The 17,019-nt window shown below is 72.3% G+C and carries 15 protein-coding genes and 2 pseudogenes; 10 read left to right on the top strand and 7 right to left on the bottom strand.

The window, feature by feature from the left end:
- Window positions 1-69 precede the first annotated feature (69 nt).
- Window positions 70-564, top strand: coding sequence for a DUF3237 domain-containing protein (locus ASD33_RS20695; RefSeq protein ID WP_242427143.1), 495 nt, complete (start codon window positions 70-72; stop codon window positions 562-564).
- Between the two features lie 367 nt (window positions 565-931).
- Here ASD33_RS20695 and ASD33_RS20690 read toward each other — a convergent pair.
- A pseudogene (locus ASD33_RS20690) lies at window positions 932-1,384 on the bottom strand (SRPBCC family protein); the annotation flags it as partial.
- 378 nt (window positions 1,385-1,762) lie between these two features.
- On the opposite strand from ASD33_RS20690, the gene ASD33_RS20685 reads away from it, so the two are divergent.
- The 3 genes from ASD33_RS20685 (at window position 1,763) to ASD33_RS20675 (ending at window position 3,229) form a co-directional block, all read left to right on the top strand.
- Window positions 1,763-1,918, top strand: a complete 156-nt coding sequence (locus tag ASD33_RS20685) for a hypothetical protein (RefSeq protein ID WP_056562326.1) — start codon at window positions 1,763-1,765, stop codon at window positions 1,916-1,918.
- Window positions 1,919-2,133: 215 nt separating this feature from the next.
- A complete protein-coding gene (locus ASD33_RS20680; RefSeq protein ID WP_347232294.1) occupies window positions 2,134-2,547 on the top strand; it encodes an STAS domain-containing protein in 414 nt (137 codons plus the stop codon).
- A gap of 115 nt (window positions 2,548-2,662) precedes the next feature.
- Window positions 2,663-3,229, top strand: coding sequence for a type 1 glutamine amidotransferase domain-containing protein (locus ASD33_RS20675; RefSeq protein ID WP_056563122.1), 567 nt, complete (start codon window positions 2,663-2,665; stop codon window positions 3,227-3,229).
- A gap of 214 nt (window positions 3,230-3,443) precedes the next feature.
- Here ASD33_RS20675 and ASD33_RS20670 read toward each other — a convergent pair whose 3' ends face one another.
- Together ASD33_RS20670 and ASD33_RS20665 are read right to left on the bottom strand one after the other, a co-directional pair.
- Complete coding sequence (locus ASD33_RS20670) at window positions 3,444-3,605, bottom strand: hypothetical protein (RefSeq protein ID WP_056562319.1); 162 nt, start codon at window positions 3,603-3,605, stop codon at window positions 3,444-3,446.
- Window positions 3,606-3,850: 245 nt separating this feature from the next.
- Entirely contained in the window at window positions 3,851-4,360 is a 510-nt protein-coding gene (locus tag ASD33_RS20665) for a GNAT family protein (RefSeq protein WP_056562316.1), read from the bottom strand.
- A gap of 334 nt (window positions 4,361-4,694) precedes the next feature.
- On the opposite strand from ASD33_RS20665, the gene ASD33_RS20660 reads away from it, so the two are divergent.
- From ASD33_RS20660 to ASD33_RS20650, 3 genes are all read left to right on the top strand, one after another.
- Entirely contained in the window at window positions 4,695-5,381 is a 687-nt protein-coding gene (locus tag ASD33_RS20660; RefSeq protein ID WP_056562313.1) for a HemK2/MTQ2 family protein methyltransferase, read from the top strand.
- Complete coding sequence (locus ASD33_RS20655) at window positions 5,365-5,625, top strand: CDGSH iron-sulfur domain-containing protein (RefSeq protein ID WP_056562310.1); 261 nt, start codon at window positions 5,365-5,367, stop codon at window positions 5,623-5,625. Before ASD33_RS20660 ends, ASD33_RS20655 begins: the two co-directional genes overlap by 17 nt.
- An 83-nt stretch (window positions 5,626-5,708) precedes the next feature.
- A complete protein-coding gene (locus tag ASD33_RS20650) occupies window positions 5,709-6,650 on the top strand; it encodes an iron-containing redox enzyme family protein (protein WP_242427161.1) in 942 nt (313 codons plus the stop codon).
- Between the two features lie 69 nt (window positions 6,651-6,719).
- Here the strand turns inward: ASD33_RS20650 and ASD33_RS20645 are convergent, their stop codons facing one another.
- Window positions 6,720-7,676: a TIGR03557 family F420-dependent LLM class oxidoreductase gene (locus ASD33_RS20645; protein ID WP_056562304.1), complete on the bottom strand. Its 957-nt coding sequence runs from the start codon at window positions 7,674-7,676 to the stop codon at window positions 6,720-6,722.
- A 293-nt stretch (window positions 7,677-7,969) separates the two neighbouring features.
- Here ASD33_RS20645 and ASD33_RS20640 point away from each other — a divergent pair, with 293 nt between their 5' ends.
- Window positions 7,970-8,143 (top strand): CsbD family protein, encoded by a 174-nt coding sequence (locus ASD33_RS20640; protein ID WP_056562299.1) that lies wholly within the window; start codon window positions 7,970-7,972, stop codon window positions 8,141-8,143.
- Window positions 8,144-8,213: 70 nt separating this feature from the next.
- Here ASD33_RS20640 and ASD33_RS20635 read toward each other — a convergent pair whose 3' ends face one another.
- A complete protein-coding gene (locus ASD33_RS20635; protein ID WP_242427142.1) occupies window positions 8,214-8,648 on the bottom strand; it encodes a MerR family transcriptional regulator in 435 nt (144 codons plus the stop codon).
- 28 nt (window positions 8,649-8,676) lie between these two features.
- Here ASD33_RS20635 and ASD33_RS20630 point away from each other — a divergent pair, with 28 nt between their 5' ends.
- Together ASD33_RS20630 and ASD33_RS20625 are read left to right on the top strand one after the other, a co-directional pair.
- Window positions 8,677-9,450: a methyltransferase domain-containing protein gene (locus tag ASD33_RS20630; protein ID WP_056562296.1), complete on the top strand. Its 774-nt coding sequence runs from the start codon at window positions 8,677-8,679 to the stop codon at window positions 9,448-9,450.
- A 728-nt stretch (window positions 9,451-10,178) separates the two neighbouring features.
- Window positions 10,179-11,558: pseudogene (locus ASD33_RS20625) on the top strand (multicopper oxidase domain-containing protein).
- Between the two features lie 75 nt (window positions 11,559-11,633).
- Here the strand turns inward: ASD33_RS20625 and ASD33_RS20620 are convergent.
- The gene (locus ASD33_RS20620; protein WP_056562291.1) at window positions 11,634-12,008 is read right to left on the bottom strand and encodes a DUF6193 family natural product biosynthesis protein; all 375 of its coding nucleotides are present in this window, start codon (window positions 12,006-12,008) and stop codon (window positions 11,634-11,636) included.
- A gap of 10 nt (window positions 12,009-12,018) precedes the next feature.
- The gene (locus ASD33_RS20615; protein WP_056562288.1) at window positions 12,019-16,896 is read right to left on the bottom strand and encodes an RHS repeat-associated core domain-containing protein; all 4,878 of its coding nucleotides are present in this window, start codon (window positions 16,894-16,896) and stop codon (window positions 12,019-12,021) included.
- Window positions 16,897-17,019: the final 123 nt, after the last annotated feature.

The raw sequence follows: 17,019 nt of genomic DNA, 5'->3' as shown, positions 1-17,019 counted from the left end.
CCGGCTTGGCGTGGCCTGCCTAGGATCTGCCGTTGCGTCCATGCCAGCCCCGCAGCCCTACGGAGTGCCGTGATCGCCCCAGAGTCGCAGACCCTCGTCGGGTCCGGTTTCACCCCCGCCCTGGACTTCGCCTTCGAGGTCCGTGTCTTCCTCGCTCCCTCCCTGCACATCGGGCACGGTGCCGGCGAAGTCACCGAGTACGTCCCCATCACCGGCGGCACGGTCGAGGGTCCCCGCCTGCGCGGCACCGTCCTGTCCGGCGGCGGCGACTGGTGCGACCGGCGCAGCGGGGTCTACCAGCTCGACGCCCGGTACCTCCTCCGAGCCGATGACGGCGCCGTCATCGACATCACCAACCGCGGCTACTACCACGAGGACGACCCCACCGCCCCCGCCCAGCACGACGGCGCCCTTCAGGTGTCCGAGGCGGGTGTGTACTACAGAACCTCCCCCGTCTTCCGCACCGACGCCCCCGCCCATCTCTGGCTCGCCCGCACCGTCTTCGTCGGCCTCGCCCGCGGCGACGACTCCGAAGTCACCATCCGCTTCTACTCCGTGAGCTGACCGCCCTCGCAACAAGCCGCAGAGGAAGGGCTCTCGGGCGCGTCCAGCCGTTCGACGCCTCGAAGCCGACGGCCGACCGCATCGGCAGACCGATGTCGACGAACCGGGTGCGGAGCGCAGTCCGCCCGCCCCCTGTCGGGAGCGGGCGGCAGGCTGCGTGGACGGCGCGGCGAGGGCCGTCGAGCTCGTTCCGTGGTCAGCTCGGGCGGGGGCCGTCGGAGCTGCCGGGCGGCATCGGCCGGGGCTGCTGCGCTCCCGGAGACGTGCTCGTCGGACCGGGCGTGCCCATCGCCCCCGGAGCCTCCCGGACCGGCGCGTCGGACGGCGTCGGCGAGACGGCGCCGGTCGGACCGCCGGCGGTGTCCGAGGGCTGCACGCGACCGCGCCACGCGCCGGTCTCGTGACCGTGCTCCTCGATGAAGCCCTTGAACCGCTTCAGGTCACCCTTGACCCGCCGGTCCAGGATGCCGAGCGCGTCGGCCGCCTTCTCGGCCATGCCTTCCGGCTCCACGTCCATCGCCAGACTCACCCGGGTGTGACCTTCGTCGAGTCCCTGGAAGGTGACGACGCCCTTCTGCTTCACGTCGCCGCCGACGGTCCGCCACGAGATGCGCTCGTCGGCCAGCTGGTCGACGATCTCCGTGTCGAACTCGCGGCGGACGCCCGCGATCCTGGTCTGCCAGTGGCAGTGTCGATCGTCGACCTGGGTGACGTCCTCGACGCCCTCCATGAAGCTCGGGAACTCCTCGAACTGTGTCCACTGGTTGTAGGCGTTCCGCACGGGAACGTCCACGTCGATGGTCTGCTTCACCATGCTCATGTCGTGCCTCCTGCATGTGTCGCGAACAATTCGGTGCCATTCCGCGCGTACCCGGCGATCTCGGGTCCAATCACCGGCGCCGCCGGTCCGGTGGAGTTCCCGCTCCGGTTCCCGTCCGCCGTCCGTCCCCGTGCCCTTCAGGGGCGTGTCGCTCTCAACCCCGCAGCGCCCGGACCGCGTTGTCCGTTGCCTCGGATGCCCGGACCGCCCCGCCGGGCGGCAGGCGGACGAGCGTCGGGCGACCGGGGGAGACGACAATCTTCGCTCTCTCTCTCACGACGGACGTGTGACGCCGTGGAGAACGGGCAACCGCCAGGAACGGAGGCCGCCTCGGCAAGAACGGCCCGAGGGCCCCCGGTGGCATTCGGAGGTGGCGTCATGGTTCCCCTGCTTCTCGTCCTGTTGGTGATTCTGATTCTCTTCGGCGCGGGCTTCGCGGTCGACGTGCTGTGGTGGGTGGCCATCGCCCTCCTCGTGCTGTGGGTGCTGGGGTTCTTCATGCGGAGTGGCAGCGGCCGCTGGTACCGGTGGTGACCCGGAACCGTGGGTGAGGCCCGGACGGCCCGGAAGCGTCGGCGGACCGACAGCGTCGGGGAGTACGCGTCATCGCTCGATGTGTGCGCCACTCACTCGGGGCCCGGCGTGACGGCGTCTCCCGTTCGTACCGGACCGTGCCGAGCCCGACACGTTCCGTCCCGCTCGCGCCCGCGCGGAGGAGCGGACAACCGATAAGGTGCAAAAATGGCAAAATGCCCTGGAAGGCTGGTGCGCCCATGGCGGACGAAGAGCCGGTGTCCGGAAGGGGCACGGCCACGCCTGACCGGTTCACGGTCGAGGTCCGATCCGTGCCGGGCGCGGACACCGCCGTCCTGTCGCTCGCGGGCGAACTCGATTGCGACACGATGCCCCCGCTGAGCGCGGCCCTGGAGGAACACGTCGGAGCCGGGAGGGTCCTCGTCGACTGCTCGGCTCTGGCGTTCTGCGACTCGTCCGGCCTCAACGCCCTGCTGCGGGCACGCCTGCGGGCGCTGGAGGACGGGGGAACGGTGGAGCTCGCCGGGCTGCGCCCGCCGGTGGACCGGATGTTCGACGTCACCGGCGTCCGCACCATCTTCCAGGTGTACGAGACGCTGGACGAGGCGCTCGACCGGAGCGCCCCCTGAGGCGGCCGAAACCGTGACCGAGGCCCTCGACGCCGCCCGGGGTGGCAGCGAGGACAGGGAAACGAGGAGCGACGGGTCGAAACAGCCCGACGCCCGGCAGGGGCAGGGAGGCACCGTGTCACTCGACGGCAAGAACGTACTGATCCTCACGACGAACTACGGCACGGAGCAGGACGAGTTGCTCGGGCCGGCCTCCGTACTGCGGAAGGCCGGCGCCCATGTCACCGTCGCCGCGCAGAAGGACGAGGCCGTCCACACCCTCGTCTCGGACCGCCGGCCCGGAGCCGACGTCACACCGGACACGACCATGGCGAAGGCGACGGCGGACGGGTTCGCCGTGGTGGTCGTGCCCGGCGGCACGGTCAACGCCGACCGGTTGCGGACGGACGCGGACGCACGTCGTCTCCTCTCGGCCTTCGCCGAGGCCGGCAAGCCGATCGCCGCCATCTGTCACGGACCCTGGCTCCTCGTGGACAGCGGGCTGGCCGGGGGCCGCGACCTCACGTCGTACCCCTCGCTCCGCCCCGACCTCGAGAACGCGGGCGCCACCTGGCTCGACCGGGAGGTCGTCGTGGACACCACCGGACGCCATCCGCTCATCACCTCCCGCAGGCCCGGGGACATCGACGCGTTCGCTTCGGCGATCGTCGACATCCTCGACGCCGACGGAGACCGGGACTGACCCCGACCGACACCCAGGCGGGGTGGGGCCCCCTTCGGCGGCGGGCTCCCTTCGGCGGCGGTCCCGTCACGGCGGAAACGCCGTGACGGGACCGNGCCTGCCCCCGCCCGACCCCCGGGCGGGGTGGGGCCCCCTTCGGCGGCGGGCCCCCTTCGGCGGCGGCCCCGTCACGGCGGAAACGCCGTGACGGGACCGCCGCCGAAGATGCCCGGCACTACCAGCGGTACCAGCGGCTGCCGCCGCCCCTCGGCCTGGCCACGAAGCCGATCAGCCACAGGACCAGGACGACGATGGCGACCCACCAGAGCACCTTCAGCGCGAATCCCGCGCCGAAGAGAAGCAGGACCAGAAGCAGGACGAGAAGCAGGGGAACCATGGATATCAACCTCCGAGAATGCGCGTGCCCCCGCTCTCGTCGTGTACACGCACCATCACGGATTCATCGGACAGCCGACGTCCGAGGGCCGTCCGGCCCGGGCGGGCCACACAGTGCGGGCGGGCCGCCCGGTGCGGGCCTCGCGGCAGAAGATCCCCGCTCCGCCCGTAGGCGTCCGTCCGTCGCCGTACGGCCGTGCGCTGTCGCTGTGTCATGGCGGCGGGTTCGTCTCCCCGCGGCCCGCCTCAGCTCAGCTCTTCGGCGAGGAGGTCCATCAGCAGGCCGTCGTGCCAGGTGCCGTCGGCACCGCGCTCGTACTGCCGCATGACGCCCACCGGCCGGAAGCCGACCTTGGCGTAGCAGCGGATGGCGGCCGCGTTGTCGGCCGCCGGGTCGATGACGAGTCGGTGGAAACCCGCATCCTGGACGAGGTGCCGGGCGAGGGTTCTGACGGCGTCGGTGCCCAGGCCTCGGCCGTGCACGGCGGGGTCCAGGAAGAGGTCGATGCCGGCGTGCCGGTAGTCGGCGTCCTCCTCGGCGTACCACTGGATCATGCCGATGATCCGCTCGTTCCGGACGATCGTCATGCAGTGGGTGTCGGGATCCGCCAGGGCCTCCGCGACCTCGGCTCCGAGGTCGGGCCCGCCGCGCCAGCGGGCCCGCACCTCGTCGGTGGCGCGGATCGCGGTCAGCGCGGGGACGTCGTGGGGCTCGGAAGGCCGGAGTTCGAGGGCTTCGCCGCACAGCACAGTCATGCCTCGGAGCCTACGGAGATACGGGTGCCGGGGCCACGGTGTTTGCGGGCGCGGCGCTGCCCGGGCGGTCCCGTCGGCCACGTCCATGCGATCCGGCTGCCCGCTTGCGCTCGGGCGGCCTCATCGAGGAGTCCTCTGCGCTCGGGCCGCCTCATCGAGGATTCCTCGCACCCCGCGAGGCCGTGCCCCACGCGATCCACACCGCCGTCCCGGGCGCCCGTGGTGCACGACAAGTGATCCGCCCCGGCATGAGGTGCCCTCCTCGGGGCAGTCGCAGGCTGAAGCCCGTGAAAGCCGATCGGACGGGCGCCGCGCCCGGACCTGGAGGTACACGATGGTCAGCATGGTCCCGGCCTCGGGGGTCCTCCCCGGCGGCCTGGTCGTCCTGCCGAGCGTCTACCGGCCACAGGCGGACACCCGCCTGCTCGCCGCCGCCCTCGCCCACGAGGAGCTCGGCCCCCGCACGGACGTCCTGGAGATCGGCACCGGGACCGGTGCGCTCGCCCTCAACGCCGCCGGCAGGGGCGCCGCGGTCACGGCGGTCGACGTGTCCTGGCCGGCGGTGGCGACGGCCCGGGTGAACGCCCTGGCCCACCGACTGCCCCTGAGCGTCCTCCACGGGGACTTCGTGGCGCGTACGAAGGGGCGGCTCTTCGACCTGGTCGTCACGAATCCCCCGTACGTACCGGCGCCCAGGGCGCGCCTGCCCTCCCGGGGCGCCGAGCGGGCCTGGGACGCGGGCCCCGACGGACGCCTGGTGATCGACCGGATCTGCGCGGCGACTCCGGCGCTGCTGCGCCCCGGCGGCGTTCTGCTGATGGTGCACTCGGGCATGTGCGGGGCGGAGACGACCGTGGACCGGCTGACCGGCACGGGCCTCTCCGCCGAGGTCACGGCGCGAGCCTCGGTCCCCTGGGGGCCGGTCCTGCGCTCGCGACGGGCCTGGCTGGAGCGGCAGGGCCTCGCACGCGAGGCCGAGCAGCGGGAAGAGCTGGTGGTCATCCGTGCCCGGAAAGCCTGACGACACGCCGCGCCCCGCGCCCGCCCGCCGGGTGTCGGTGGATCCGCAGGGCCCGGTCCTCGTGGAGGGCCCGGTCGAGATCGTTCTGGACGACGGGACGGTCGCCCGGTCCGACCGCTTCGCCGTCGCCGTGTGCACCTGCCGGCGGAGCCGTACGTACCCCTGGTGCGACACCAGCCACCGCCGCCGCGAGCGAACCGCCCGGCCGGCCCGAGGCGAGACATCCGGGGAGAGGTCCCCGTGACGACCCCGCCCCGCCCCGGCCCGCCGGCCGCGCCCCCTGCCGCCCCCCGCCTCGTGGAGGGGCGTGGCGAGCTGTCCCACGCCGTGACGGAAGCCCTGCGTTCCGGGGGCCCGCCGCGTCACGGTCCCGGGGCTGTGACGAGCGCCGACGTCTGGGGCGAGGACCTCCAGCTCGCCCTCTACCTCCTGTACGAACTGCACTACAGGGGCTTCGAAGGAGTGGACGACGCACGTGAGTGGGACCCCGAGCTGCTGAGGCTGCGCCGGGACATGGAGGCCCGTTTCCTCGACGCCCTGCGCGGCCGGCTGCCCGATGTGCCCCGGACGGCCGAGGAAGCCTTCGCACCGCTCCTGGTCGAGCCCCTCGACCTCGCCGACAGCCTCAGCCACCGCCTCGCGACCGACGGGGAACCGTGGCAGCTGCGCGAGTACGCGGCCCTGCGCTCCCTCTACCACCTCAAGGAAGCCGACCCGCACCTCTGGGTGGTGCCCCGTCTCACCGGCCGGGCCAAAGCCGCCATGGTCGCCATCGAGTACGACGAGTTCGGCGCCGGCCGCGCCGAACGTGTCCACGCGAGGCTCTTCGCGGACCTCATGGACGACCTCGGCCTCGACCACACCTACGGCCGGTACCTCGACCACGCGCCCGCGCCGCTCCTGGCGACCGTCAACCTGATGTCGCTGTTCGGGCTCCACCGCGCCCTGCGCGGCGCCCTCGTCGGCCACTTCGCCTGCGTCGAGATCACGTCGTCACCCGGCTCCAGGCGCCTGGCCAAGGCGATGCGGCGCTGCGGGGCGGGAGCCGCCGCCGAACACTTCTACGCCGAGCACGTGGAGGCCGACGCCGTCCACGAACAGGTCGTCCGCCACGGCGTCGTCGGCGGACTCCTGACCGACGAGCCCGCCCTGGAGCCCGACATCGCCTTCGGCTGCGCCGCGACCGTCCTCCTGGAGGACCGGCTCGCGGACCACATCCGCGGCGCGTGGGACCGGGGGCGCAGCGCACTGCGCCACCCGCTCGCGTAGAGGCCCGGGGATGCGGGCCTTCACCGGCTGCCTTCACCGGCCCCCGGGCCGGGCCTTCTTCCGCCGTCCTCAGCCGCTCAGTGCGGGCAGCACCTTCTCGCGGTAGGCGGTGAAGAACTCCTCCTGCCGCTGTCCGATCTGGCCCACGTACACCTCGTCGAATCCGGCGTCCACGTACGCGCGGACGGCTTCGACGTGCTCCTCGACGTCCGAGCCGCACGGTACGGAGTCGGCCACCCGCTGTCGCGTGACGAGCTGCGTGGCCTGCTCGAAGTGCGCGGGGGTGGGGAGGATCTGGTTGAGTTCGCCGGGCAGCCGTTCGGTCGGCCACATGCGGTGCGCCGTGTCGACGGCCACCTCCCGGTCCTGGTCCCAGCAGACCTTCAGGCCGCCGACGACGGGCTTGCCGGCCCCGCCGGCCTCGCGGAACGACGCGAGGGAGTCCTCGTCCGGGCTCATGGTGACGAGGCCGTCCCCGATGCGCCCCGCGAGTGCGGCGGCCTTGGGGCCGAAGCCCGAGACCAGAATCGCGGGCGGCGCCTCCGGAACGGTGTAGAGACGGGCGTTGTCGACCGTGTAGCGCCGGCCCCGATGAGTGACGTCGCGGCCGGTGAACAGCTCCCGCATCACCTCCACCGCCTCTTCCAGCATGTCCGCCCGCTCGTCGAACGCGGGCCACCGGTCACCGAGCACGTGCTCGTTGAGAGCCTCGCCGGTGCCCACGCCCAGCGTGAACCGACCGCCCAGCAGCACGCTGGAGGTCGCCGCCGCCTGAGCGGTCACCGCGGGGTGCAACCGCACGGTGGGGCAGGTCACGAGCGTGGTGACGGGCAGTTCCACCGTCCGGGACAGCGCGCCGATCATCGACCACACGAACGGGCTGCTGCCCTGGGTGTCGGTCCACGGATGGAAGTGGTCGGAGATGGCCAGGCGGGTGAAACCCGCGTCCGCCGCCAGGTGCGCCTGGCTCAGCAGCTGGGCCGGGGTGAACTCCTCGCTGGACAGGAAGTAGCCGAAGGACGTCATGCCGTGTTCCCTTCACGTCGGCCCCCTCGGTGACCCCCTCGGTCCGGCTACCCGGGCAGAGCCTCCCGAAGCACCGCGCGGCGCCCGGAGTCCTCGAACTTTCCTTCGAACGCGCCGCCCTGGACGTCACCGCGGCCCGTGCTCTTCCTGACCTGACCTGACCTGACCTGACCTGACCTGACCTGACCTGACCGGACCGTCGCCGGGCCGCATGGATGTCGGTGTCCGGGGAAGGCGCCACGACGCGTCTCGTTGCGGGGCGCGGGAGGGACGAGTACGGGAAGGTGAGAGGAATGGCCGGAGGCAAGAAGGCCAAGAACGCGGCGAAGACCGCCAAGGGCAAGGTGAAGGAGACCACGGGCAAGGCCGTGGGCAACGAGAGCCTGACGATGAAGGGCCGTGCCGAGCAGGCCGAAGGCGACGTGAAGCAGGCGAAGGAGAAGGTCAGGGACGCGTTCAAGCGCTGACCCGGCGGTCCTCGCCGTCCGGGACGCGTTCAGGCGTTGGCCTGTCGGCCCTTGCCCGTCCGGGACGCGTTCAGGCGTCGGCCTGTCGGTCCTCGCCCGTAAGCGACGCGATGACCCGTTGGAAGTGCGGGCAGTTCGCGATGTCCTCGTGTGCGCATTTCAGTGCGCCCTCTACCAACGCCAGCCGGGACTGCGCCTGTTCGACCGTGGCGCGGAGCGCCGCGCGGTGGGCCGAGAGGACCGCCTTGCGGTGTTCGGCGTCCTGGACCGTCAGCACGGTCCGGATCTCCTGCAGGCCGAGTCCGGCCTCCTTGGCCCGCAGGATCACCGCCGTGCGGACCAACTCGTCGTGGCCGTAACGGCGATGTCCGTTCGTGCCGCGCTCGGGGGCGAGGAGTCCCATCGACTCCCAGTGCCGCAGTACGTGGGGGGCCAGCCCGAAGCGCCCGGCGAGGGCCCCGATGCTCATCGACGCGACGGGCGGGTCGTTCTCGCTTGACTTCACGTCGACATTAAGCGCCAGCCTGACGGTCATGTCCAACACACACGTACATGGTGATTCGGCCGGTCGGGCAGCGCAGCTCATCGCTCTGCTGGACACGCTGGACGTACGCCCCGACGCCCGTCGACTCCGCGAGCGCTCCTACGCGTTGCTGGAGATCAGGCCCGGGGTCTCCGTCGTCGATGTCGGCTGTGGAGCGGGCCGGGCGGTGGCGGAGATGGCGGACCTCGGCGCGCGGGCGACCGGTGTGGACGTCAGCGCGGTGATGCTCGCCGAGGCCGGCAGGCGCAGGCCGGACGGCGACTTCCGGCGGGCCGGTGCCGACCGGCTCCCGTTCGCGGACGGTGAGCTGGACGCGTACCGGGCCGACAAGCTCCTCCACGAACTCGACGACCCCGCCCGCGCCGTCGCGGAGGCGCGCAGGGTCCTCGCGCCCGGCGGCCGTGCCGTCCTGGTCGGCCAGGACTGGGACTCCTTCGTGCTCGACTCCGACGCCGCCGCGTTGACCCGGGCAGTCGTGCACGCCCGCGCCGACGCCGTGCCGGGACCCCGGGCGGTACGGCGCTACCGGAGCCTCCTCCTGGACGCGGGTTTCCGCGATGTCGAGGTGGAGGTGCACACGGGCGTCTTCACCACGCCGGCCGCGCTGCCGATGCTCGACGGGCTCGCCCAGGGGGCGTACGCCGCCGGAGCGATCACACGGAGGCAGGCCGACGACTGGATGGCCGAGCAGCGGGCACGCGCCGATGCCGACCGGCTGTTCCTGGCCATGCCCTTCTTCGTCGCCTCCGCGACCCGGGCCTGACGCGAGGACTCGGACCGGGACCTGACCCGAGGACTCGAACCCGGACCTGACCCGAGGGCCCGGTCCCGGGTCCGACCCGAGGACCCGGACCTGACCCGAGTCACATACCCCCACCCCGTATCATCGTTCCTCGGCCCCCTCCCCTCGGGCCGAGGACGGAGAGCGACGTGACCGGGAGCCGGAAGGCCGCGACATGGTGGGGCCGCTTCCTGCTCGCCGTCGTGGTTCTCTGCGGCATCGTGCTCATGCACTCCCTCGGTCACCCCGGCGAACACACCGCCCCGGGCCCCGGCGACACCCACACGAGGACAGCGGCGCACGCCCCGGTCCCCTCCGCGGAACGAGCGGCTGCCGTCGGGAGCGTTCACTCGACCCACCCCGCGCCCGCCCATGGCGCGGGCGTCGCCGCGATGTGCCTCGCCGTGCTCGGCGCGGGCACCGGACTGCTCCTTCTGGCCCGGGCCGCGCGCCGACGCCCGCCCCTCCGTGACGTGCCCCCGGCGACGGCGCGGACGGCGTACGCGCTCCTGGATCCCGCCGCCCGCCCCGCACGGGTCCCTCCTGACGCGTCTGTCCCTGTTGCGCATATAAGGGCGCCCGGCCGCTTCGCGACGCGAGCGGCACGCCGCCCTCCTCACGCAACGACCACGTCAAGGGGTTCCTTCGTCACGACCCGACCCACCCGCCGCACCGTCCTCGGCGCCGGACTCGCCGCCGCCGGCGCTGGTCTGACCGCCTGCTCCGGCACGACGAGCGGCATGGAGCAGTCCTCCGGCGGCGGTTCCGGCACGCAGCCGGCCGCCGACTACCTCACTCCCGATAGCAAGGAGATCGGAGCGACCGAAGCTCTGCGCAAGCCCGGCCCGGAACGGAAGGTGAAGCTCACCGCCGTCGAGACCCCGCTCGACCTCGGCGGCGGACGCACCGTCCGCAGCTGGGCGTACGGGGACCGGCTCCCCGGCAAGGAGGTGCGGGTCACCGCCGGTGAGACCCTCGTGCTCACCCTGGCCAACCACCTTCCCGAGGCCACCAGCGTCCACTGGCACGGCCTCGCCCTGCGCAACGACATGGATGGGTGATCGTCCTCGACGACTGGGTCGACGGCGTCGACGGCTCCACCCCGGACGCCGTCCTCGCCGAACTCGGCAAGGGCATGAGCGGCATGGACCACGGCGGCATGGACATGGGCGCGGGCACGGACGGTGGCGGAGGGGCGGGCCACGACATGTCCCGCATGTCGATGACCGCCCCGAAGTCTCCTTCCCCGACGCCGGCCGGGCCCTCTCGCATGCTCATGGGCGCGACCAGCGACCTCCTGGGCGGCGACGCGGGCGACGTCGGCTACCCGTACTACCTGATCAACGGGCGTACGCCGGAGCCCCGCAGACCTTCACCGCCAGGCCGGGCGACCGGATCCGGCTCCGGATCATCAACGCCGGCGGCGACACCGCCTTCCGGGTCGCGCTCGGCGGCCACACGTTCACCGTCACCCACACCGACGGCTTCCCCGTGGAACACGCGCGGGCCGACGCCCTGCTGCTCGGCATGGGCGAGCGCGTCGACGCCCTCGTCACCGCCGGCAGCGGCGCCTTCCCGCTGACCGCGCTCGCCGAGGGCAAGAACCGCACCGCCCTCGCCGTCCTGCGCACCGGCGGCGGCGCCGCGCCCACCGCGTCCGTACGCCCGAGGGAACTCGACGGCAAGGTCGTCCACGGCGGGCAGCTCAAGGCCGCGGAATCGGTGCGCCTGGCAGCACGCCGGCCCGACCGCACCGTCGAGCTCGAGCTCACCGGCTCGATGGCGAAGTACGACTGGGCCATCAACGGCAAGAAGTACGACCCCGCCCAGCGCTACCCCGTCCGCGCGGGCGAGCGCGTCCGCCTCGCCTTCGTGAACGCCACGACGATGTGGCACCCCGTGCACCTGCACGGCCACACCTACGCGCACCCCGACGGCGGCGCCCGCAAGGACACGTCCATTCTGCTGCCGGGCCGACGGCTGGAGGTCGACTTCGACGCCGACAACCCGGGCCTGTGGATGGTCCATTGCCACACAACGTCTACCACGCGGAGTCCGGCATGATGACGGTCCTCGGCTACCTGAGGTAGAGAGCGCGACGGGACGGGTGCGGCCCGGCGGGGACGAACCGCCGGACCGCACCCTCGCCTCTGCGTCCGCCCCCGTCAGACGCGGCCCGCGCCCCCGAGCACCGCCGGCCCGCACCCCTCCGGGAGGTTCGCGACGACCAGGGCGAACGCCTCCTCCAGGGTCTCCGCCCGGCCGAGGGTCCCCACCCCCTTGGGGCCGGCCACCCGGAACCGTCCGTCGGCACCCCGCGGATGGACCTGCCCCCCGACATGAGCGGCAGGCATTCCGGTGCAGCCGCTGAAGTACATGACCCCGTGGCTCACCAGCGGGAAGAGCTGCCGCAGCAGCGGCTGCGCATGAGCGGCGCGGACGGTCTCCGCGTCGACCAGGTCCTGGCTCCCGGCGAGGAGGGAACGCCATTCCCCGGCCACGGCTTCCGCGGCACTCCGCGTGTCGGTGTCGTCCGTCATCTCTCTGCTCTCACCTCATGTGCTTCGGAAGCTTCGAAAGGTCCGGTTTGATCTCCGGGATGTCCGGCTTGGGAACGTCGATCTTCTCATTGTTCGAGTACCAGTCGATCTCCTCCCAGGGGCGGCCGAGGCGCTCCTCGTCCGGCTCTCCCCAGGCCGCGTCGCCGTCGTACTGCCGCACGGCGCGGGCGACCAGGCTCATCTCCCACGCGGTTCCGCCGACACCGGCGGGCGGGTAGTTGTCCTCGTGGCTCATGTTGAACTGGGAGCCGAACGCCGCCGCCTTCTGGAAGGCCTCGACGATGGTCTCCGGGGTGTTCCAATTGCCCACTTCGTCCCGGCTGTTCGGCATGCCGTCGAGCGTGATGGACAGCCTCGTGCTCCGGTCGCCGACGGCACCCGAGACGTTGGTCATCCAGTCCGGCGGGGTGCCGTGCGCGTAGGCGTCGCCGTTGTACGTGTGCGCGCCTGGATCCCTCTCGCGGTTCGGGTCGTGATCCGGGTCGTCGGGGTCGTTGCGCAGGTACCGGGCCAGCTCGTTCGACGCGTGGGTCGGCGGCCGGTTCGGCCCGAGGACGACACTGTGCCGGGGCTTGTCCGCGCCCCGGTGCGGGCAGCCCGCCAGCCCCAGCGGGTCGATCCACCGGGTCGGATTCTCCACGTACGCCACCGAGTTGGGCGCCGGTGCGAGGCCCAGGGGGTCGGGGGAGACGTAACGGCCGGAGGCGGGGTCGTAGTGGCGGTGGCGGTTGTAGTGGAGCTGGGACTCGGGGTCGAAGTACTGGCCGGGAAAGCGCAGCGGGGTGTACGCCGTCGCGTCGCGGTTCCAGGTGGTGGTTCCCCACAGGGTGGCGCGGGTGCGCCAGGCGATCTCGCCCGTCTCGTCGACGAGTTCGCGCGGGGCGCCGACCAGGTCCGTGACGATCGCGAAGAAACGGCGGTCGACCTCCGCGCCGTCCAGGAACCGGCGCTCCACCTGGGTCACCGGCTTGGAGCCGTCGTGGTCCCAGGTGAGCGCGACGCTCTCCGGAGCGCCCGGAGCGCGGGTCGACTGCTCGCAGAGGGTGTCGCCGTCCCAGGTGAACAGCGTCTCCTCGACGACCGTGACCCCGTCGTCCGCGAGGCGCCGCTTGGCGGTCCGGCGGCCCAGCGCGTCGTACAGATACCGCCAGCGGGTGCCGTCCGGGGTGGTGACGGCGATCAGCCGGTCCTCGGCGTCCCAGTCGTAGCGCCAGGTGTCCGGCTTGCGGGAGAGCCGGGCCTTCTGCCGCAGCACCACGCGGCCCTGGGCGTCGTGCTCGTAGCGGATCCCACCGGCGCGGGTGATGCGGGTGCCGTCGTACGCGCGGGCGCCCTCGGCCGTGCCCGCGCCCGGCCACGAGGCGTGCGTCTGGTTGCCGGCCTCGTCGTAGGCGTACCGCTCCGTCCACTTCCCGGCCCTGAGGCCGGTGACCCGGCCCTCGCCGGACAGTTCGAGCCGGCGGTGACCGGTCAGGTGGTCGTCGACGGCGGTCAGGTGACCGTCCGGGCGGTAGGTGTACGCACGCTCCTGGACGAGCCCGGATCCCGCCGCCCGGACGTGCTGGCCGGTGAGACGACCCACGGCGTCGTAGGCGTGGTCGATGGTGAGCGTGGTGCCGAAGCGCCGCGTGGTCTCCAGGCCCGAGGCGTCGAACTCGAAGTCGACCCGGTGGCCCGAGGTGTCCAGGCGTGCGGTGGAGCCGGCCGCGAAGGACCAGGAGCTGACCGCCCCGGACGGGGTGGTGCGCCGGACGCGGTGCCCCGCCTCGTCGTACGTGCGGGTCAGCGTCCGGCCGTCGACCGTCTCCCGGAGCACCCGGCCCGATACGTCGCGGACGTAGGACAGTTCGGAGTCGGGGCCGACAGCGCCGATGAGGTGGCCCCGGGCGTCGTAGCCGAAGCGCGTGACGGCCCCGTCGGCGTCCTTCAGGAGGAGCCGGCCGTCGGCGTCCCGCTCGTAACGGACCGTCTGCCCCGCCCCGTTGGTGCGCGAGGCGAGCCGTCCGAACGCGTCGTACGTGTAGCCGATGCCGCGTCCGTCGAAGTCGGTCTCGGCGATCAGCAGACCGGCCCGGTCGTAGGTGTAGGACCAGACGAGCCCCTGCGGGTTCGTGACGTGCGTCAGGCGCAGTTCGGTGTCGTGCGCGAACTCGTGGCGTGCCCCGTCCGGTGTCGTCCGGGCGCTGACCAGGTCGAAGTGGGTGTACTCGAAGCGGGTCTCGCCGCCCATGGCGTCGGTGTGCAGGACGCAGTTGCCCTCGCCGTCGTATGCCCAGGACCGGGTGGCCCCGTCCGGATCGGTCCGCCGGGCGAGCCTGCCCTCGACGGTCCACTCCAGCTCGGTGCTGCCGCCCTGCGGATCGGTGATCCGCACGGGCCGGCCGAAGGCGTCGCGGACGTAGCGGGTGACCCCGCCGTGCCGGCCGCGCACCGCGAGCGGGAGGCCGGCCGGGTCGTTCTCCACCCGGTCGACGGCGCCCAGCGCGTCGTCGACCCCGGTGAGACGGCCTCGGGCGTCGTAGCTGAGCCTGGTCATCGTCCCGTTGGGGCGGGTGAAGAGGGACGGGTTGCCGTCCTCGTCGTACTCCTGCCGGGACACCGAACCGTCCGGGCCGGTGACGACCGTGATCTGGTTCAGCTCGTTGTACTCGACACGGGCCGAGCTGCCGTCCGGGTGCGCGATGCCGGTGAGGTTGCCGCGCTCGTCGTAGGTGTACGCCGTGGTCCGCCCGGCGGGATCGGTGCGGGTCGCGAGCCGGTCGTGACGGTCCCACGTCTGGCGGACGGTGTTGCCCAACGGGTCGGTCACGGCGAGGACATGCAGCCGGTCGTCGAGGACGTAGACCTTGGAGGCGCCGGTGGAGTCCGTGAAACGGGTGATCCGGTCGCCGGTGGCGGGGTGGACGTCGTACGCGAACGTCGAGGACAGGCGGCCGTCCGGGCCGATCGTACGGGCGACCCTGCCCTCGGCGTCGTACACGTACCGGAAGGTGGAGCCGTTCCGGTCGGTCCACGAGGTGATGCGGCCGTCCGGGTCGTAGGTGAACCGCAGTGGCAGGTCGGAGGAGTTGACGACCTGGGTGAGCCGGCCCGACTCGTCGTAGCCGTAGCGCATCACCGTCCGCGGGCCCTCGGGCGTACGGAGGGCGAGCTCGCGCACCCTGCCGTCCTCGGAGGCGAGCGTCGCCAGATATCCGCCGGAGTGGGACACGGCGGTGGGTGCGCCGTCGCCCCGCCGGCTGATGCTGATCCGGTTGCCGCCGCGGTCCTCGATCGTCGTGAGCCAGTACGCCGAGGACTCGTGGTACGGGCTGCCGGCGAAGGTGCGGACCACGCCGGTGCGCGGGTCGGTGACGCGGTACGTGGTCACCGCCTCGTCCTGCTCGCCGTGGCGGAGCGCCAGACGGGGGCCCTCCACGGGGAGCACCGGGTCCGCGGCGCCGGGCGCGGGGAGCGCCGGGAACCACAGCACCGATCCGTCCTCGCGGGCCCAGAAGGCGCCCTGGCCGGAGGGGGCCGGTTCGATCCGCTCGTCGAGGGTCGACGCCCAACTGGGCCCGAACCAGTGCCCGTAGCGATAGGTCGACAGATGGGTGCGCCGCAGGACCAGCGGCAGGACGCCCGCCAGGGACAGGTCGACCTGCTCCATCGTCATCTCGCCGGAGGCGATGTCGACGGGGTCGCCCTCGCAGGTGCGGTCGCCGATCTCGACGCTCTTGCCGCGGGGGTCGGACTTGCTGTCCTTGAGGGGCTCCGGCTTGGCGCGCGTGTCGGAGCCGGGCCCCTTCTTGCCGCCCGGCCCGCGGCCGTCGGAGTCCTTGCCCTTGCCGTCGTCGTCCTTGCGTTCACGGGCGAGGCGGTCGCGGATGTTGTCGTCGTTGGTCTTGTGGTCCTTGGAGATCCGCTTGACGGCCCGGGGGAGTGTCTCGCCGACGTGGTCGCCCATGGTCTTGGCCGACTTCACCAGCGCGCCCATGGCCTTCTCGATGACGGGGTCGAGGGCGTCGGCGATGTCGTCGCGGCCCTTGTTGCGGCGCTGGGCGCCCTTCGCCTTGGTGAGCTTGCCGGCGGTCTTGCCGTGGATGCCGACGCTCACGCCGTTCAGCTTCGTACCGGCGTTGTCGTGCTCGTCGTGCTCGATGTGGAAGCCCTTGCCGCCGCCACGGCCTCCTCCGCCACCGCCGCCTCCGGCCGATGCGAGGTTCAGGCCGTCCTTCGCTCCCTGCACGCCCTCGTCGAAGCCGTCCTTGCCGGCCTGCTTCGTCTGGTTGAGGTCCACACCGTCCTGGACGCCGAGGGCGTCCATGCTGACCTGGACCACCAGGTCGGCCGCCATGTTCTCCAGGGCGGCCACGACCGGTTCGGTCATGACCGCGACGATATGACCGACGGCCTCTTCCATCGCGGCCGTGATGAGCTTCAGCAACTGCTTCTTCGTGAGCGCGATGGCTCCGGCACCGAGCAGCGCGGACAGACCTCCGGTCACCGGGATCAGCGCCATCGCCAGACCCGTCTGGCCGGCCAGCACCCCGAGCTCCGCGACGGCCTTCCACTTCATGCCCTCGATCGCGCCCGCCGCGAGGTCGAGCGCGTCCGCGATCGTGCGGGCCGCGGAGACCATGTCCTTGAGGTGTTTGCCCTTGACCTTGGTCCAGTGCGCGTTGAGCGCGTCCATCGCCTCGCCGTGACCCGACGACAGCAGGCGTTCCATGTGGTTGTTGGCGAGCTGACCGTCGTCGGCGAGGTCGTCCGCGAACTCCCGGAGCGCGTCCGCCATCTCGCGGTACGCGTCCTCGTCGACGTTGGGCCAGTTGACCCCCACCAGGTCGAGCAGTGTGTCCGCCCAGTCCGGCACCGTGACAGCCATGACCTCAGATCCCCCCGTACGCACGCATGTTCGCAGAATGCGAGTGCGAATACTGTGTCATGGGAGGTCGCAGTCGATCAACGTGACTTCTTCCCCGTCGGCATCCTCCGCTGCCTCACCCGC

It is taken from the genome of Streptomyces sp. Root1304 (assembly GCF_001426405.1).
Taxonomy (GTDB): Bacteria; Actinomycetota; Actinomycetes; order Streptomycetales; family Streptomycetaceae; genus Streptomyces.
The sequence above is the reverse complement of the archived record's forward strand: the minus strand, read 5'-3'. Positions and strand labels throughout refer to the sequence as shown.

What these genes read in the sequence shown, in the direction of transcription:
- ASD33_RS20685 (WP_056562326.1), top strand. Translation starts at nt 1,763, where the DNA reads ATGGTTCCCCTGCTTCTCGTCCTGTTGGTGATTCTGATTCTCTTCGGC.
- ASD33_RS20680 (WP_347232294.1), top strand. Translation starts at nt 2,134, where the DNA reads ATGCCCTGGAAGGCTGGTGCGCCCATGGCGGACGAAGAGCCGGTGTCC.
- ASD33_RS20670 (WP_056562319.1), bottom strand. Translation starts at nt 3,605, where the DNA reads ATGGTTCCCCTGCTTCTCGTCCTGCTTCTGGTCCTGCTTCTCTTCGGC.
- ASD33_RS20665 (WP_056562316.1), bottom strand. Translation starts at nt 4,360, where the DNA reads ATGACTGTGCTGTGCGGCGAAGCCCTCGAACTCCGGCCTTCCGAGCCC.
- ASD33_RS20660 (WP_056562313.1), top strand. Translation starts at nt 4,695, where the DNA reads ATGGTCAGCATGGTCCCGGCCTCGGGGGTCCTCCCCGGCGGCCTGGTC.
- ASD33_RS20645 (WP_056562304.1), bottom strand. Translation starts at nt 7,676, where the DNA reads ATGACGTCCTTCGGCTACTTCCTGTCCAGCGAGGAGTTCACCCCGGCC.
- ASD33_RS20640 (WP_056562299.1), top strand. Translation starts at nt 7,970, where the DNA reads ATGGCCGGAGGCAAGAAGGCCAAGAACGCGGCGAAGACCGCCAAGGGC.
- ASD33_RS20630 (WP_056562296.1), top strand. Translation starts at nt 8,677, where the DNA reads ATGTCCAACACACACGTACATGGTGATTCGGCCGGTCGGGCAGCGCAG.
- ASD33_RS20620 (WP_056562291.1), bottom strand. Translation starts at nt 12,008, where the DNA reads ATGACGGACGACACCGACACGCGGAGTGCCGCGGAAGCCGTGGCCGGG.
- ASD33_RS20615 (WP_056562288.1), bottom strand. Translation starts at nt 16,896, where the DNA reads ATGGCTGTCACGGTGCCGGACTGGGCGGACACACTGCTCGACCTGGTG.